This is a genomic window from Providencia sp. PROV122 (assembly GCF_028482365.1).
Classification (GTDB): domain Bacteria; phylum Pseudomonadota; class Gammaproteobacteria; order Enterobacterales; family Enterobacteriaceae; genus Providencia; species Providencia stuartii.
In genome coordinates this window covers 85,968-104,251 of record NZ_JAMPQI010000017.1, presented here as the reverse complement: position 1 = coordinate 104,251, position 18,284 = coordinate 85,968, and the positions used below count along the sequence as shown (strand labels likewise).

Annotated in this window: 15 protein-coding genes; 14 read left to right on the top strand and 1 reads right to left on the bottom strand. The window is 38.7% G+C overall.

Features of this window, described 5'->3' with window-relative positions:
* The first annotated feature begins 228 nt into the window (after window positions 1-228).
* The 11 genes from PSE69_RS13620 to PSE69_RS13570 all read left to right on the top strand — a co-directional run bounded on the left by PSE69_RS13620 (window position 229) and on the right by PSE69_RS13570 (window position 11,284).
* On the top strand, window positions 229-1,875 hold the full coding sequence (locus tag PSE69_RS13620) for a Na+/H+ antiporter (RefSeq protein WP_004926020.1): 1,647 nt from the start codon (window positions 229-231) through the stop codon (window positions 1,873-1,875).
* 66 nt (window positions 1,876-1,941) lie between these two features.
* Complete coding sequence (locus tag PSE69_RS13615; RefSeq protein WP_061064655.1) at window positions 1,942-2,616, top strand: hypothetical protein; 675 nt, start codon at window positions 1,942-1,944, stop codon at window positions 2,614-2,616.
* A gap of 1,035 nt (window positions 2,617-3,651) precedes the next feature.
* Complete coding sequence (locus PSE69_RS13610) at window positions 3,652-3,921, top strand: helix-turn-helix domain-containing protein (RefSeq protein ID WP_004926025.1); 270 nt, start codon at window positions 3,652-3,654, stop codon at window positions 3,919-3,921.
* A 197-nt stretch (window positions 3,922-4,118) separates the two neighbouring features.
* A complete protein-coding gene (locus PSE69_RS13605; RefSeq protein WP_004926028.1) occupies window positions 4,119-4,670 on the top strand; it encodes a fimbrial protein in 552 nt (183 codons plus the stop codon).
* A 60-nt stretch (window positions 4,671-4,730) separates the two neighbouring features.
* Window positions 4,731-5,312 (top strand): fimbrial protein, encoded by a 582-nt coding sequence (locus PSE69_RS13600; RefSeq protein WP_223854619.1) that lies wholly within the window; start codon window positions 4,731-4,733, stop codon window positions 5,310-5,312.
* A gap of 58 nt (window positions 5,313-5,370) precedes the next feature.
* Window positions 5,371-7,887, top strand: a complete 2,517-nt coding sequence (locus PSE69_RS13595; protein ID WP_121874890.1) for a fimbria/pilus outer membrane usher protein — start codon at window positions 5,371-5,373, stop codon at window positions 7,885-7,887.
* A 53-nt stretch (window positions 7,888-7,940) separates the two neighbouring features.
* Window positions 7,941-8,678, top strand: a complete 738-nt coding sequence (locus tag PSE69_RS13590) for a fimbrial biogenesis chaperone (protein ID WP_183124504.1) — start codon at window positions 7,941-7,943, stop codon at window positions 8,676-8,678.
* Window positions 8,679-8,717: 39 nt separating this feature from the next.
* Window positions 8,718-9,125, top strand: a complete 408-nt coding sequence (locus PSE69_RS13585) for a fimbrial protein (RefSeq protein WP_076914685.1) — start codon at window positions 8,718-8,720, stop codon at window positions 9,123-9,125.
* Entirely contained in the window at window positions 9,118-9,645 is a 528-nt protein-coding gene (locus PSE69_RS13580; protein WP_088498928.1) for a fimbrial protein, read from the top strand. Before PSE69_RS13585 ends, PSE69_RS13580 begins: the two co-directional genes overlap by 8 nt.
* A complete protein-coding gene (locus PSE69_RS13575; protein ID WP_004926037.1) occupies window positions 9,645-10,166 on the top strand; it encodes a fimbrial protein in 522 nt (173 codons plus the stop codon). Before PSE69_RS13580 ends, PSE69_RS13575 begins: the two co-directional genes overlap by 1 nt.
* A gap of 47 nt (window positions 10,167-10,213) precedes the next feature.
* A complete protein-coding gene (locus PSE69_RS13570; protein ID WP_259465995.1) occupies window positions 10,214-11,284 on the top strand; it encodes an adhesin in 1,071 nt (356 codons plus the stop codon).
* A gap of 511 nt (window positions 11,285-11,795) precedes the next feature.
* On the opposite strand, the gene chiP is transcribed toward PSE69_RS13570, so the two are convergent.
* Window positions 11,796-13,181, bottom strand: a complete 1,386-nt coding sequence (gene chiP / locus PSE69_RS13565; RefSeq protein ID WP_169342291.1) for a chitoporin ChiP — start codon at window positions 13,179-13,181, stop codon at window positions 11,796-11,798.
* A gap of 315 nt (window positions 13,182-13,496) precedes the next feature.
* Here chiP and PSE69_RS13560 point away from each other — a divergent pair, with 315 nt between their 5' ends.
* Genes PSE69_RS13560 through PSE69_RS13550 form a run of 3 tightly spaced genes read left to right on the top strand, consistent with a single transcriptional unit; the run spans window position 13,497 to window position 18,269 of the window.
* Window positions 13,497-14,813, top strand: a complete 1,317-nt coding sequence (locus PSE69_RS13560) for an MFS transporter (RefSeq protein WP_004926045.1) — start codon at window positions 13,497-13,499, stop codon at window positions 14,811-14,813.
* A gap of 2 nt (window positions 14,814-14,815) precedes the next feature.
* Window positions 14,816-16,588, top strand: a complete 1,773-nt coding sequence (locus PSE69_RS13555) for an SDR family NAD(P)-dependent oxidoreductase (RefSeq protein WP_121874889.1) — start codon at window positions 14,816-14,818, stop codon at window positions 16,586-16,588.
* Between the two features lie 10 nt (window positions 16,589-16,598).
* Window positions 16,599-18,269 carry an amidohydrolase gene (locus PSE69_RS13550; protein ID WP_072502558.1) on the top strand — a complete coding sequence of 557 codons (1,671 nt, stop codon included), beginning with the start codon at window positions 16,599-16,601 and terminating at the stop codon, window positions 18,267-18,269.
* The last annotated feature ends 15 nt before the right edge of the window (window positions 18,270-18,284 follow it).

Genomic DNA, 18,284 nt, shown 5'->3' with positions numbered 1-18,284 from the left:
AATTTATCACGAATAATCGTTATAACTATTTAATTATCATCATAATAGGATTTTATTAAGCTCGGCTCGATAAAGTTTGTAATATTCTGTAACAGAATGATTGTACTGATAGTTTTCTGAAAATTCTGTTTTTTTATTTTCTAGTAAATAGATACTTTACATTGATTCAATTTATCTATTTACTTCACTACTGATAACTTCTGCTTAGCTTAATACTGGAGCAAATCCATGTCAGTTGTGACCCTTGTGTTAGTTTTTTTATTGGCCGTTATTGTGAGCGTATTTGTCTCTCGGCTACTTAAGGATATTATTCCTTTACCTATTATTCAGATAGCGCTAGGTGCAGCGTTGTCAGCTTTTGGTTTTGTGGTTGAATTTGAACCGCATCTCTTCTTGTTTTTGTTTATTCCTCCATTACTGTTCTTGGATGGCTGGCGTATTCCTAAGGAAGCGTTATTCCAAGAGATTAAGCCAATTATGTCATTGGCGATAGGTCTTGTGGTGGTGACAGTGGTTGGGATGGGCTTCTTTATTCATTGGTTGATCCCTGCAATTTCATTAGCCGTTGCTTTTGCGCTGGCGGCAATTTTGTCACCAACCGACCCCGTGTCTGTTTCTGCAATGACAGTCAATTCACCACTCCCTTCACGTATGGCACATATTCTTGAAGGTGAATCTCTGCTCAATGATGCGACAGGCTTGGTGTGTTTTAAATTCGCTGTAGCGGCAGCATTAACAGGTACCTTCTCTTTAACATCCGCAACAGGAGAATTTGCCCTTGTCGCGTTTGGCGGGATCTTAATTGGTTTATTAGTGGCTTGGGTTATTGGCTGGTTAAACCAATTTTTGGTGAAACGTACCGGTGAAGAGCCGGCAATCCAAATCATGATCAGCTTATTGATGCCATTTAGTGCTTACTTATTGGCTGAACATCTTCATGTCTCTGGGATCCTAGCCGCAGTGGTTGCGGGTATCGCTATGCACTATGAAAAAATTGCAGGGCGCATGCAGGCGGCAACTCGTATGCAAAGTAAAGCGGTATGGGATACGGTGCAAACGGCACTTAATGGGATGATCTTTATCTTATTAGGGGAACAATTACCAGGTATGTGGAATAACATGCCGCAAGTCGCTGAAGCGGCGGGAGCAAGCCACCCTTGGATGCTATTTGTGTATGTGATTGTTATCACCGTCGCATTAGCGATTTTACGCTTTGCTTGGGTTTGGATCTCAATGACCTTAACCGTATTTAACAACCGTCGTCGTGGTAAAGAAGCGGATGTTTTACACATTCGCATGATGGCGGTAATGGCAACAGCGGGGGTTCGTGGTGCGATTACTTTGGCGGGTATCCTAACATTACCACTGCTGATGCCGGATAATAGCCTATTCCCAAATCGTGATGTGGCTATCTTCTTGGCAATGGGGGTGATTTTGTGTTCATTGTTAATCGCTAGCGTTGCATTGCCTATTTTGACGAAAGGGTTGGTACAGGATTTACCGTATGATAATGATGAGATCCGTGCTCGTATGGCTCTCAATGAGGCTGCAATGGCACATTTACGTGAATTGATGAACCATCCTTCAGAAGATGTTGATGAAATTGCAATGCGCACCGAAGTAGGCTCTCAATTATTGGAAATCTATGGCAGACGCTTAGATAATACTGATGAAACTGAGTCTGATGTCTATGACCTACACAAAATGATTGATATGGAACGAGAAATGTCTCGCTCAGCTTTACAAGCGAAACGCGATGCCTTGTATCTCATGCGTAAAGGTAAGAATATCAGTGAGCGCGTATATCATCGCTTACGTGATGAATTAGATCTTAAAGAAGAAACGCTCAATCATCATAAAAGCAAAAAACACTAATTAAAATAGCGGCTAGAGTTTCGATTCTAGCCGTTTTTTTTAATGTCCAATAGGAGGGAATAAGGCATGGAAAATAAGCAATTTTCAGATCAAGAATTAGATGAGCTATGGAAAAAAGCGTTATTTATTTCCCGTGATAATGAAGGAAAAGGCTTCCGCAAGGATGAACAGGGAAACTGGATCTGTCGTCATGAATATGGCAATCGGAAAAGTGAATATGGTTGGTTTCCAATAAAAATAGAGCACAGCCAAGGTACCAATCAGCTTAATGATTATACCCCCGTGCATTGGAAGGTCGTTGACAAGTTAGGTCAGCCTTCTGAGCCGAAATATCGTTTAAAAATGCTACCAATAGAAAGTATCAGTGCTGAGCGGATTAACCAATTATGGCAAATGGCAGTAAAACACTCCGCGGATAATGAGCAAAAAGGGTTTCGAGTAGATATTTTTGGTCAGTGGGTTGGTCATAAGAACTATGGTGAGCAAAATAGCCCATATGGTTGGGCCGCGGTGTTAGTTGATGACATTTCCAATAAAGGCGCAGATAAAAAACTCGGCGTACTCCCCATTAACTTACAACTTCTGTTGACGTTGCAAAATGAGATGAATAAAGATGAAGAAGGGTGGACAGTGTGGGATACAGCTTGCTTAAGCGTTAATGCCTTACAGTTTGGTTTTGATTTTATTGGCGCTTCTTTTAGTGCCGCTTTCTCGGCTCCATTTTCTTTTTTTGACATATAGCACTCGTCGTTTCATAGACTCTATTTAAGCGGTTAGTTGGTATCGGCTAGATATGCTAAACGTTGCAGCTTGTACCATCTCTGAGTGGTAGGAATAAGTTGCACTCATCGCCCGCCAGATAAAGCGGGTTTTTTTGTTGTATTAAAGAAGGAAGCCCATGAATGGTCATACGGAGTGAAGTGAACATGGTGGAATAACATTATGGAATTTCTTCGATAAATGGGGCGTGCTTAAATTGAAATTCATGTTATATGCTTAAAATAGAAAAGCGCAACAGTTAATTTCAGTCAGATTATGATTGGTTTTGGTTTTCAGTAGTAAAATAAAAGTTTAAATAGAGCATAGTCATACTATGGTTCTTTATTAAAAATTATTTGATATAAAATGGATAATGCCATGGTTAAAATATAATTAAATAATTAGTTTCTATATAAAAATATATCTTAATAATAATGGTGTATTTTAAATTAACGATAGTTTTATTTTAATTATTCTATTTTTATTTAATGTTTTTCTATCCTGGCTTTACTCTATAATGGTGTAATTTCAATTTCTTATGTTGTAAGTGTTTTTTATTTAGTTTTCTTGAGTGGGATTATTACTTTTCTTAGCTTTAATATACTGTTTTATATCCTATAGTTTTGATTTAAATAATTACTTTAGATAAGTGTATTTTTATCTGTTTATTTTCGCTATTTTTATTGAAATAGCAAGAAAATTAATTGCAAAAAACATTATTCAATATTGAAGTGTATTTTTTAACTATTTGATAATAATGATTTTATATTATTATCCCATCGTGATAAACGATCGATTTGCTTATTTTTGATAGGATTTAGCTATTGATAATTGGGTGTTTGATCGATATAAACGTATTTACACATTTAATTGATAAATCTATATTTTAATAAAATTATATTTTTATTTATTATCAGTGAATCCATTTGCTAATTTAATTATTAGTAATAAGAGAAGGCTATTTAAAAATAGTGACTTTATTATGAAACTTAAATATCTGACGATTGGTTTTTTAATATGAGCAAAAATAGAATTTTATTAAGACAAGATATTGGTGATTTTTTAAGAGCAGCGAGAAGAGGTAAATCTTTAACTGGTCTTCAACTTGGAAAAATGTTGCATATTAGCCAACAACAAATTTCCCGTTACGAACGAGGAGAAACAAGTATCAGCATTGAAACATTAGATGTTTTATTAAAAGGATTAGATATGGATTGGTCAGACTTTTTTTTCAAAGTGATGGCAAATTATTCGGCTGAAATAGCGGAATTAAAACTCTACAGATAGCCTCCAGTAGCAGAATTTAACGACGGTAATTTATACGCGAAGCGCCATTGCGTATGCAAGGAGACGAAAGCGGTTTGATCAGGGATGATTTTTTTATTGTTACCTATTAAGAATCAATTAGTAAATTCCATCATATCAATGCCTTATGATGAATTTATAGCAATTTAAGTCTTATTTTATATTGAAAGGAAAAACACATGAAACTAGTAAAATTCACGCAAGTGGTTGTTGTTGCTACATCTGTTGCCTCTTTCAACACGACTGCGGATAACTTAGGTACAGTGGATTTTATCGGTACAGTCGTCAGTACCCCCTGTAATATCGCCCAATCATCATTAAAACAAACCATTGATTTCGGACAGCTTTCTCGTCGTGCACTTGAGAATGGTAGGGTTGCCGAGGTGGATTTTAATATTGAATTCACGGGATGTGATTTTACGGACTTCGATAAAGATGCAGAAGGAAAGCCAATGGCAGTGAAAACCATGGAATTGGTGTTTACAGGTAAAAGCTATGCTGACGCTGCAAGCACATTACTCTCAACATCGGTGGGCAACACGAATAATGTCGGTGTTGGTATTGAGGGTTTTGAGTTCGGTAAAGCGAAGGATGTTTTATCGCGGATAGCGAACAAAAAAGGAGATAATACATTAAAATTCAAAGCATTTGCGAAAGCCGTAGATACAACAAAAGATGTTGTTGAAGGGCAGTTCAATGCAACCTCCAACTTCCGAATTACTTACCAGTAAACAGGATAGCCGTCCGCCAGCCTTTTGCTGGCGGAACCATCAAGGCATGCGGAGGGTGCTGTGAGTGCTTACAAACATTTTAGTCGCCACATTATACAATTCATGATGCTGTGGGTACTTGGTCACGCTACCGTGTATGCTGCGATTGATACACAGCGCCATTCTTTCAATGGAATGACCCGAATAGTAGGAACAGTGATTGCCACTCCCTGTTCAATAGCTATGACTGATCGTTACCAAACAATCAATTTTTCCCCGTTGACCTTACCGCTATTATCCACAGCCAGCGGTCGTGAGCGCTATAGCCAACCCTTTATCATTGAGCTACATGGTTGCGGCAGCATGCACTCGACAATCGACAGTAAAACATGGTCAATACGTTTTTCCGGACATACAACTCAAAATATAAATGCCTTTGTATTACAGGGGCCTTCACACGGCTTAGGCATTTCCGTATTGGATGAACAACGAAAAAGATTGGTTCCTGAGCAGCGCTATTTTTTGTCTAACCACGTGTTACGACAAGACAAATCTGGGGAGACTCTTTTTTTACGTTACTTCTTACAACTAGAGCTGACAGGGCAACCGATTCAAGCAGGTAGCTATCAAGGTTTGGTTCGTTTTTTCATCGACTATCAATAAGAAACAGAAATAAGGGCCTCATCACTTATTTTTGAGGTGTTTCTTTGTCGTATTAGGGATGGAACAGAGCATGGTGTTTAAACATAGCAAACTACGGCGGGTTATTTTATTGGCGTTTGGCCTGACGACATGGGGCGCGAGTGCTGCTGAATTCAATACTGATGTGCTGGATGCAGAAGATCTGCAAAATATCGATATAAGCCGATTCTCTGTCGCCGGATATGTACCGCCGGGAGATTATGTTTTAACTGTGTGGGTTAATGGGCTGCGCTTAGGCGCCCCACGTGATATTTCCGTATATGAGAAAAGCCCTTCTGCCGAGCAACGCTCTCCATTTGTTTGTATACCAACAGATATGCTGCAATTAATAGGATTGACGCATTCTGCAAAGCGCAAATTAACCACGTTAAACGAAGGGCGATGCCTAGATTTATCATTGTTATCCGGGGCACAAACTCAAGTTGAGCTATCAACATTATCATTAAAAATAACTATCCCTCAAATGTGGATGGAGTACAGAGATCCCTACTGGATACCGCCAGCATTATGGGAGGAAGGTGTAAACGGGGGATTTATTGATTTCAATGCGAACGCGTCAGCAACAAAAGAAAAAGGCGGCACTAAACGAGTTTATTTATCAACCAATGGAACGATGGGGATAAATACCGGCGCTTGGCGCTTTCGCGGGGATTATAATGGAAGCTACCAAAAACAGCGTGGAGGATACTCGCCACAAGAAACACATCAGTTTGATTTCAGCCGGTTATATGCATTCACTTCATTAACAGAGTCAGCCGCTATTTTGACGTTAGGCGAGAATTATTTTTATTCTGATATTTTTGACGCTTGGCAATATAGCGGGGTGTCATTAGAAAGTGACGATAGAATGCTCCCTCCCAAGCTGGTTGGTTATGCGCCTGAAATTATCGGCGTAGCCAATACCAATGCGACGGTGATCGTCCGTAGCCAAGATAGGGTTATCTCTGAAACGCTTGTTCCACCAGGGCCTTTTCGTATTCAAACATTAGAGAGTGGGATACGCGGTATATTGGATGTCACCGTGAGAGAAGAAAATGGCGAAGAGAAGACATTTACGGTTAGCACAGCGTCACTGCCTTATTTAACGCGACCGGGACGCCTTATTTATAAGTTAGTCGGTGGAAAAACGCGTTATGATAGCCATCATCTTACAGGTAAGCCCGTTATTGGTGGCGAGTTTTCCTATGGCGTCTCTAATGCTTGGTCATTGTACGGAGGCTCTCAGTTAAATGGTTATTATCAGGCGTTAGCGGTAGGTTTAGGGCGTGATCTTTTTTCCATTGGCGCTATTTCCGTTGATATCACTCAGTCCTTTGCTGATCTTGAAGATAAGAAGCGACGAGGGCGCTCTTATCGAGTCAACTATGCTAAATCCTTTGATGATTTGCGTACGGATATTACATTTGCAGGCTACCGTTTTGCCGATAAAGACTACCGGACGTTGACACAATTTTCTGATGAGGCGCGTACAGGTATTACCCCCTATGCGCCGAAAACGAATTATCAAATTTACCTGAATAAGTACTTTGAAAACTTTAATATTTCCTTAAATTATCAATACAGTACTTATTGGCAAAACGATCCTCAAACACAATATGGGATGTATGCAAGTACCCATCTCAACTTGCCAGCCTTATCTCAACATGGGGCGAGTTTATCGCTGTCTGCTACGCGAACAGAGCGGGATAATGGTTTTGAAGATGATGCAATTAATCTATACCTAACGGTTCCTCTTTATACAGGGCATAGCTTAACGTTTTCAGAGCTTTACTCTCGCTCATCCGGTCATAATCAATTCAATCACAACGTGGGTTATAGCGGCTACAACACGACCGATAATTACAGCTTAAATATGGGTTATCACCATGGCCAAAACATGGATAACCAAACCAGCCTTAGTGGTTTCTATTCTCGAGACTTATCGCAAGCGAATATCTCAGCAAATGCCAGCTATGTACCGCATGAATATCGTAGTGTGGGAGCCTCCATAAACAGTGGAATAACCGCGACCGCTAAAGGTGTTGCATTACATCGTTCAGCAAATGGTGACACGCGATTAATGATAGATACGTCGGGGATCAGCGGCGTGCCTTTAGATAATGGCGTGATCAAAACCAACGCTTTTGGGTTAGCGGTGATCCCAAATGTGAATAGCTATCGTAAGTCTACTGCATCCATTAATACCAGCAAATTACCCGATAATTTAGAGACGTTAACGTCGACAACCGATATTACGCTCACTAAAGGAGCGATTGGTTATCGCCATTTAACGGTGATGAAGGGAGAAAAACTCTTTGCCATTTTGTTATTAGAGAACGGCAAGAAACCGCCTTTTGGTGCCAGTGTACGCAATGCTGATAATCGTGAATTAGGTATTGTCGGGGAAGATGGAGTGACTTGGTTAGTGGGCGTTTCGGCACAAGAGTCGTTATTTGTTTATTGGGATAACCAAAAGCAATGCAGGATCAAATTGCCAGAGACGTTTGTTGTGTCGTCGGACATGTTGTTACTGCCATGCCTACGGGGGAAGTTGTAGTTTCATTCATCATCTAGGTAAAAAATAATTAAATTAGGTTTATGAGGTTAGGTATGTTGAATTTATATTTACGTCATGGGCTGTTTGTCGGTTGTTGTTTATTTCTGTTGCTAACCACGCTATATGCGCATAGTGCCGTCACATTAGATAGAACTCGGATCGTTTTTCCCGGAAATGAACGTGCGATCAATATCAGGATCACGAATGATAATCCTGAAGAAGCTTATTTGGCACAAAGCTGGATAGAAGATTTACAAGGAAATAAATTAACCAAAGGGGCGATTTTAGCGACACCACCTTTGCAGCGAATTGAACCCAATAGCGATAATTTAGTGCGATTAAGTGTGACACCGCTGCTGGAACAATTACCGCAAGATAGAGAATCGGTATTTTATTTTAATTTACGGGAAGTACCTCCTAAATCGACAGAGGGAAATACATTACAAATTGCTTTACAGTCTCGCGTTAAGTTGTTTTATCGCCCTAAGAATATTTTGTCAGAGTCGCAGACGCAATGGGCACATAAGATCACACTGGCGAGAACGGCAAAAGGTTATCAACTGAATAATCATACGCCTTTTCATTTAACTGTTATTGGCTTAGGTAACAGCAAATCTCAATCTGAACAAAGTCGCTTTGATGTTGTTATGGTTCCACCTAAATCAACGCACGACATTATATCACCTTCATTATCAACTCCTTATCTTACTTACATTAACGATTACGGTGGCAAGCCAACTCTGGCATTTCGTTGTATTGATGCGATTTGCACCGTGAGAGAGGAGCTGTGATAGCCATCTTGGCAGCAAACAATAAAAAGGAAGGAAATAATGAATTCAAAAATTGTATTGCTATGTCTACTTGCTCTGATTGGCGCTATAGGTAATTGGGCAAAAGCCGTGCCATTGATATCCAATACATTGATAACGGGAGACAATGATGGGCAGCTATTACAAGGATGGGTAAGGGTTAATGCTGTTTTATTTCATGCTCCTTGTAATTTAATCAGCCACACTGAGGCTATTTTGACAGGATGTGGAAGTGGTGGGCTATTTCGTGACAGTGCCCTTTTGAAAGGGGCTGCGAAAACACCTGTCAAAGTACAATTTATTGATATGCGGCAAGGCGTTGTATTGGAATATTTTGAGATGAGCTTAGGTAATGGCAATAACCCAATACCGCTTCCTGAACTCAATAAAAATCAAAATAGAGTGGGGCTAGAGGTGAGTTATGAATAAAGCATTTATCTTAATTGCCATATGCTCTTTCAGCTCATTAAATGCGTTGGGTAAAAACCATTTAGATGTTGAATTTAAAGGTGAACTTATTCATCACGATTGCCAAATTGCAGCGGGATCTATTAATAAACAAATTCAATTAGGTTATTTGCGTAAACAATATCTTAATGAACATAGCGTCAGCGACGTGTTTCCCTTTTTTATTGAAATTAATAAATGTAGCCCATCTGATCTGAATAAAATAATCCGTCTAACATGGCAAAGCCATCAATTAATCGACATTGATGGTAACCATTATCTAACGACGCAAGGCGCAAGCGGGGCGTTACTTGGATTGATAGAAATGGATAAAGACAAGCAGCCTGTTATTTGGAATCAACCCATTAAGGTTGGTGTCGTGTCAGTCGTAGATAATCGCCAACAATTAAACTTTGGGGTATTTGTTCGTAAACCTGCAAGCGGTGAAATCAAAACGGGGGATTTTAAAGGCACGGCGACATTTGTGGTGGAGTACGAATAATGAAACAACACAAGACACTGATCACCGTGTTGATGCTATTTGGCTCGTTAGTTCACGCAGATGTTTTAGTGGAGGTCAGTGCAACTATGGTGGCGCCTAGCTGCAATATTCACAGTGAACATCATGGCTCTACGTTAAAAATAGATTTCGGTACGGTAAAGTTTGATGAATTAAATAGCGCTTCGCACCATAGAGCATTTGCGATTCAACTTTCAGGGTGTGACTTTAATAAAGATTTAGCGATTATGTTGGCGCCGAAAGGGAACAATACATTCATTCATAATGGGCAAACAGTATTAGCGACCTCAATTTCTGGATTAGGGATCTCTTTCAATGAAGTCATCGACGGGGGCATCCGTCCTTTGGCGATGAACAAGCTGCAACGAATTAACCCACAACGGCTTAGCGCTACCGAATACCAAACTGATTTACAGGCGCGCCTTGTTAATCGCATTCCTGCTGAACAATTAGCGGCGGGCAAGTTCACTTCTGCTATGACAATTTTAGTCGCGTATGACTAATAAGGGCTAAAGCGATGTGTGATTTTAAAGATGATGGTCGTAGGTATATGACAGCTAAAAATTATGCGTGGATGATAGGTTTATCTTTAATGATAAATAGCTTAGATGCAACGGCTGATTACGCAGCTCAAATTGTCGACCCCAACACAGGGTATGTGATCAAATTAGAGCGCAACAGTGAAATAGTGGCGACGCCACTTGTTGGCTCTAATGGAAAAAATTATTACCGCATTGGCAATACGATGCTAATTGATAGTGCCAGTAAAGATGTGAGTGTATCCGGTTATGTTAAATGCTTAGGTCGGCAATGGGGAGAGAGCAGTGTAGGCATTCCATCGGAAAACGCATTTCATCGTTTATTTATGTATGCGCCAATGGCTGGCGTCTATATTGAAGGGAGACCAGCCTATCAAATCAACAGTAATTTAGTCATGACGGTTGAAACAAACTTGATGAGTTGGGTCAATATTGACGCTGCGGTTTGTTCTAATGGCTTTGATGGAGACATTTTTCCTTCGGGGCAGTTCTATAGCCAATTTCCAATCAAATTAACCTTCTATATTAATGAGCGAATTATTGATGGGCAATTAGTGATAAATGCTATGGATTTAGGTGGCTATGTTCGCGCTTATACCGCCAAGAAAACGGTACCGCCTTACGATAGTTGGCCTATCAATGAGACAACGGTTCCATTACGGCTGGCTGCTTCACAAATTCATATTGGCTCTCTGTGCACGACCATGACTAGCACAGGGCAAGCAGAAACCGTCAGCCTACGTCATGGCAAACTCAGTAGTGTGAATTACGATAGTACAGTGGTAGAAAAAGTCACTTACAGTTGTAAGTTTAAATCATCGACTAACATCCGATTACGTTTGGATTACACCAAAGATGATGACCCTCAAAAGCGCTTGCCATTAAAAAGCCAGTTAAACCATCACGATGTCATTTATAGTGAATTAACAATGACCGATGAAGCGACAGGGCAAATGGGGCAAAGTTTAAACCTCGAGATCCATCAACTCGATACCATCAGCATTACCAGTCGCATTCAAGGGCAAAATGCAGCCGCGGGGGATTATCGAGGATCCGCGTGGTTGATTGCGACTTATGATTAACTTGTCTTGCTGACAATAAGCTATTCGGTTGAGCCGCAAGAGCCAGTTATCTTGAAACAGGTTTGGGAAGCGTGCCTTGATCTGTTTTTGTTAGATAATCATCTCGCTGGCTTCATTTATTGCATTAGGAGGAAAATGGCGGCTCAACCCACCCTCTGTTATTGATGAATACGCTGAATAAAGTTTGAAGGTGTTTTGCTCAACCATTTTTTAAACATGGTCGAGAATGCACCCACACATCGCGTTTTATGCTATCGACGCGATTTAGAGGGATATTTCGCATAATGGCTCGCATTAACTCAGATGGAAATATCATTTCTATTTTTGGCAGCTTGGCTAGCCTTGTTTGTTTGCTATTGCCATTTTTAGCGATAATGGATAGGGGCTATCCGTGGTTATGAGTGAAATACCGGTCATAATTATGACCGGCATAAATGAAAAGATAACGATCATTTGCTATTAAAAAACCTAAGCATCCAAGAAAAATAAATTTAATAAATTATTGTGTTAATTAAAAAATCGTAAATGGAGCAGTCACAATAAATTTGATATCTTTTTCATCTTGGAAAATGTTATTAAATCCTCCACCCCAGCTTGGGATATCGCTGTGGTTATCAAAACGAGTGTAATGTAATTTAAAGGTAGTATCCTTAGCTTTACCAGTTTGAATGGTGTAGAGAATATCAAAATTCCATGCACTTTCTCTGACGCGTTGGCTTTGGTCATAAATTGGATTATTACTCGGTTTTGCATCCCAAGCATAAACATAAGAGGTGCCGATTTTCCAACCCGCGAGATCCCAACTGGATAAATCATAGGTCACACCAGCAAATAGGGCTTTTTCATTGTCGGAGTTGAAATCTGAACGGGCATCCCACCAAACATCTATACGACCATTTGAAGTGCCGTAAGCCGAGGTCATGCGCTGTAAAAAGTAACCTTGTTGACCAGGAGAGTGCACCATCGTTCCTTCAACTTGGAAGTCTAAAGCATCGTAGGTATAGCCTAAAGTGAACGCCTGTAACCAAGCTAATCCATCATAGACATCATTAACACCACCACTATTATCTTTATCTTGTGCGCCGTAGAATTGATACGATACTCTTAAATCACGACCAGCGAGCGGGAATGCGTAAGAGATCTTGGCAAGATATTGATCCATATAACCTTCAGCTTGACCAACTGCACCCTCTAGCACCAGCTTGTTTTTGGCATCATATTTCACACCCAATGAGTGTAAATAATCAATCGTGGTTGTTGAGTCGGCTTCGCGGAATTCATACATTTCACGATACCATGGCGCTTTATATTGATCCGTCCACATATAGGAAATATTAAATTTCCCACTGTCCTCGGTATCAAATTCAGCCCCCACTTCGGCACCACGGTAAGTACCGGGTAAAAAGCTCCAGTTGGTGGCTAACAAAGTTTGGCCACTTGGTTGTATATAGCCTGCTTTACCCCAAAATGGCCCTAATTTTAATTTTGTTGCAGCGGTCGTGAAGGTAAACCCATTACGGTCGCCTGTACCTTTCTCATCCCAAACATTTTTGGCATCACTAAAGCCAATTTCATTCGGTGCGGCAGGGCCGCCGTTTGATAATTCGACAGCAGTATACCCGGCAAAATCAAAGCCAATAAAATCTTGAATATAACCAGAAGAAAAGTCGAGAGCTATATTTAATGATGAGTGTTTAAGATTATCTGTATATTGACCATATTTATCACTGCCGGGTGTTAATTCTTTTCTTGATCTATCCCTTTGCCAATAATAGATACCACCTTTTAATGTTGCATCATCAAAAAATGGTTGAGCATTGATTTTAGGAATATAACAACTTGCGGTTAATATAGAAAATATCTCTAATGCTAATAGTTTTTTAGTATGCTTAATCATGGAATTAGCCATTCTTTATTCCTCAATATTGATTGAATTAATTAATTGATTTTTATTTTTTATAAATAATGAAGGGCAAAGTGATAAATAAAACACTAAGCCAATAACATTTATATTTTGTGATTAATATTAAGCAATCTGAAAAGTAGGGTTTTATGAATTTAAGAGAATGTCATTTGCCAATAGGGACCATGGTAGCTGTTGATATCGAGATATTATATAAGGTTGGGTTTTTATACTGAGTGATCTTGTTTTTTTTGGATTAAATTGCGGCGCTGGATTTCTAAATGCTGTTTTTAAAAGTGAAAACCTTTAATGCATTATCCAGTATTTTATTATGTGACGTATAAAAACAAAAAAATGTCACCTTTAGCTATTAAAAGTTTTTTAAATTTATATTTATATTATGAAAAATGGAAAATAAGAGGGTTTGATATGAGTGAATCAGTCGGATCTATGAAGTCTCAAAAAATGCAGTTATCAACATGGCGAGTTTATCTTTCACCTATTATAGGTGGAATATTTATTCCGATGATGTTCTTGTGGGCACCATTAATTACTATTCAAATGGATAAGGAACTTGGTTTTTCGCCAGAAAAAGTAGGTTTTATCTATATGATAGAAATTTTAACCGGGATGTTAGCAAACGTTATTGCCTTCTTTTGGTTAAAAACAAAGATAAACTGGTATCATATTTATGTGGCTATGATCCTACTTACCGCGGTATTAAACATTATCTCAGGTTTTTTAATTAAAGATCATTTTAATCTTTATATTGCTATCAGAATCCTCTCTGCAATATCAGGATCGACTATTTTTATCATAACCAATTCGTGTATGGCGTTATTGCCAAACTCGTATCGAGCGTTCAGTATCTCCCTATTTAGCCAAATTATATTAGGGAGTTTAGGGCTGTTTATTTTACCGCTATTCCTTGAAAGTTATGGCATATTTTCAGTTTATGTTTTCGTGTCCATACTGTTAGTTTGTGTTTTACCGCTAACTAAAGGTATAGATGCTATTTGGCGAATGAAAGAGGAAAATATTTTTAAAGAACAAGCCCAAGGAGCGGTAAAAAATCGTACGGTAAAAAATGAGATGTATCTATGCTTAGCAGGTATCTTCTTATTTAATGTCGTGGTTGCTGGTGTTTGGACATTTATTGGAGGTTATCTTAGCGCGTTACAAGTCGATCTTTCAGTCGTGTATAACATTTTAGGTTCGGCAAGTATGGTCGGTATATTGGGCGCGGGAACTTCAATTCTATTTAGTAAAAAAGTAAATTTAGTTTTTGTTACTTGCTTTATATTTTTAATCGCATCTGTGCTAGCAATGTACTTAAATACTAGCATCATGCTTGTGATTATCAGTTGTTACGCTTTTAAATATATATGGACACTAATATTACCATTTACGATGAGTATTGCTGCTGAATATGAAGTCGATGGAAATGTTATGAACCTTACATCACTTACATTGGGGCTGGGTATCGCGTTAGGGCCGATGTTTAGCGGAATGTTAATTGAACGTGTTAGTTTTTCTGCAATGTTTTTATTCAATTTATTATTACTTGTTGCCTCCATGGTAATTATTATGAAAATAATTTTTAAAAATAATAAAGATAAGGCTTAATAATGACAAAAAATTTAAATCATTATCATGTGCATACTACGTGGAATGAAGTACTAGACGGAATATCGTTGAAGAATAAAAAGTATCTAATCACAGGCGCTAATATTGGATTAGGCAAAGAGTCTGCTAAGGCAATATTAAGCCATGAAGGATATGTTGTTCTTACCGTCAGAACAGAGGAAAAAAAACAACAACTTTATACGGAGCTTTCTTCACAATTTGATGATGCTTTATTTGAAATTAAATTGCTTGATTTGTCATCGTTAAATGATATTCGGCGTTTCGTAAAGCAAATTATTCTAGAAGATGTGAAACTTGATGGGATATTGGCTAATGCCGGGGTAATGGCCACTGATTTTAAATTAACCGTCGATGGATTTGAACAGCAGTTTGGCATTAATCATTTAGGGCATTTTCTATTAATTAACAAACTGACACCTTGCTTATTAAAAGGTGCAAGGGTTGTTATGATGACATCGGGGGCGCATCGCTTAAGTAATGTCGATTTAGATGATCCAAATTTCAATCATCGACCATACAGCCGTTGGACTGCATACGGGCAATCTAAATCAGCAAATGTATTATTTGCATTTGAGTTTGATAGGCGCTGGAAAGATTATAATATTCGAGCTTTTGCGGTAGCCCCCGGCATTGTTCTTGATACAAACCTACATCTGCATTTGCAGCACGATGATTTTAAAGAGTTAGCAGAGAAACAGGACACCAATAAAGTGCCTGTAAAATCATTATCAGCCGGTGTTGCAACACAGATTATGGCATTGTGTCACCCTGAATTTGCGGATAAAGGGGGGATTTTTTTAGAACATTGCAGTTATTCTCAAATTAATGAGGATACGCGGCAGGGAACGGGGGTTATTCCATGGGTACTGGATGTCGCTTTCGGTCAAAAATTATGGCACCTCTCGGAAGAAATGGTGAATGAAACATTCACAGAATACGCCAAACTGAAATCTGAAGTGAGTTATGGGGAGTTGGCCCATAATCGTTTACCTCAAAGCAAAAAAATTAGCCTGACAGGGATAGAATTTAAAACAGAAAACGCAGTGATTGAGATCTTTTTCGAACAAAAGAGCTGCACGATAGAAGGTTATCACCAACAAGGTATTTTTATCCCGAAAGAGGCAAATTATGAAGCGGTTGAGGTGAGAAATAATCTGTTTTTTGTGGATCTTTTATTTCCAGAGCATACGGAAATTACGCTATCTATTGCACTCGATTTTACCACAAATAAAGCGCTATTTATTCTTACACAATATCAGCCTAAAAGTTTGCCTGATCACAGCAAGCCAATACCATTAAAGTTAGCGTCTAATTATCAGCAATATTTTACACCAGCAATAATACTGACTGGAAACCATAAAGTTAATGAATGCCGGTATCCTTTTATTACGAGTGATTTGATTGGCAGTCGGGCGTTATATTGTTATTCGAATTTACCACCGACAGTGTATGAGCATATTTATATCAATTCACATTGGTATTGCTATAACGTCATTAATGGTATCAGAAAAGGTGATGGGGGATGCGATCAAGTGAGTTATTATAAGTTTGACGATTCTACTTATGTGGTGACTTGGCGAGAGCTATTAATCGACCTATCCTTTGTTTTTGTTTATGACTTGGAGAATAAGACGACAACAGGGAAAGGCTGGGGAAATCTGTCAGAAGTGAATAAAATGATTAATATTCCAGCCGGTGCAAATATTATTTCTCTTAACTCATTAAATTACCCATTAAATTATATTCCAACATAAGGTGTTTATAATGAGTCAAGATGCTGATTTAGTCATTATTAATGCCAAGGTTGCAACGGTAGATAAAAACTTCTCTTTCTATGAGGCGATAGCGATTGCAAAAGAGAGAATTATTGCTGTTGGTGATAATGATGATATTTTTAAAAAAATAGGTTTTCATACTCAGATAATTGATGCAAAAAATAAGCTTGTGTTACCTGCTGCACATGATGCGCATATCCATGCGACACACACGGGCATGCTGATTTCTGGTGATTTCCTAAATTTGTTTGAGAGTAAATTAAAAAATGAGTTTGAAAGTCAGTTGGAGACTCATTTAACCGCTAAAAAAAACAGGGACTGGATCTACGGCATTGGATGCCCCTTTGAACTCCTTGATGATAACGACGAAAAAATCGCGGTTAACCAAGCTTACTTATCCCAAAAAACGAATGGGAAATTAGCAAGCTTTAGTGATTTTAGTTTACATAACCTAATTGTTAATCAGGAGGTTATAGAATTATCAGGGTTAAATTCTAAATCCATAGAGCTACCGAAAGAGGTCGGACGGATAGGTATTGATCAGCAAGGTGAGCCTAACGGTATTATTTCTGAATGGGGAGCCATGAACCTTGTCGGGAAATATTTACCTCAGCTGTCTGATGAAGAACTTAAAAGCTATATTTTACTTATCCAATATCATTTACTGCAAAATGGCATCACAAGTTACACCGATATTTTAGGGCCAGGAGGCGATAATCTATTTCATGGTGCTTGGAGTAGCAGAGTCATAAAGCTCTATAAGGCGCTTTATGATGAAAATAAGTTATTAACTCGGGTTAGTGTTAATTTATTTGCGGCAAAAGAAGGTGTGCACAGTTTTAAAAATATTATTTCTGGTGCCGAAGCGTTTTCATATCCACTTCATACCGATAAATCATGGTTAAAAGTCGATACGATAAAGTTATTTGGTGATAGTTCACCTTGTATTCGAAGATCATGCAATGGTTATCAAGGAGAGCTAACCTTTGCTGGTCATAGTGTTGAAGAACAAATTGCCGAACTTAATAAAACCATTGTTGAATTACACCGCTTAGGTTGGCAGGTTGGTATTCATGCAATTGGTGGAAAAACGATTGATGCAGCAATAGATGCCTTTTCTTATGCAGAAAAGATCATGCCAAATAAAGACTTACGCCATTTTATTATTCATGGTGATGATCTCACGATTGAGAATGCGAAAACAATGGCAAAAAATAATATTTTGCTATCCTGCCAACCAATCGCAGGCTATAGCATGATCAATGATATTAAGCAGATTATACCCGATGAGTACAACGCTAAGTTATTTGACTGGCAGTCTTATATTAATGAAGGCGTTGTGGTTGCTGCTGGCTCTGATGCCTGTTGCTTCCCATTTAATTGGTTAAAAGGACTTGAATTTACGCTGACTAGAAAAGCTAAAAACAATCAAATTTATCAATCTGACCTAGGTTGTAAGATTGAGGATGCCATTCGCATGTACACCATTAATGGTGCCATTCAGGAACATCTTGAACATGAAAGAGGTTCGATAGAAGTAGGGAAATTGGCTGACTTACAAATATTAAGTCATGACCTATTTACTATTCCGGCTGAGCAAATAGGGAAAACCAATGTCATTATGACCATTTGTAATGGAAAAGTTGTGTATCAACGGTAATGGAATACCAGATGT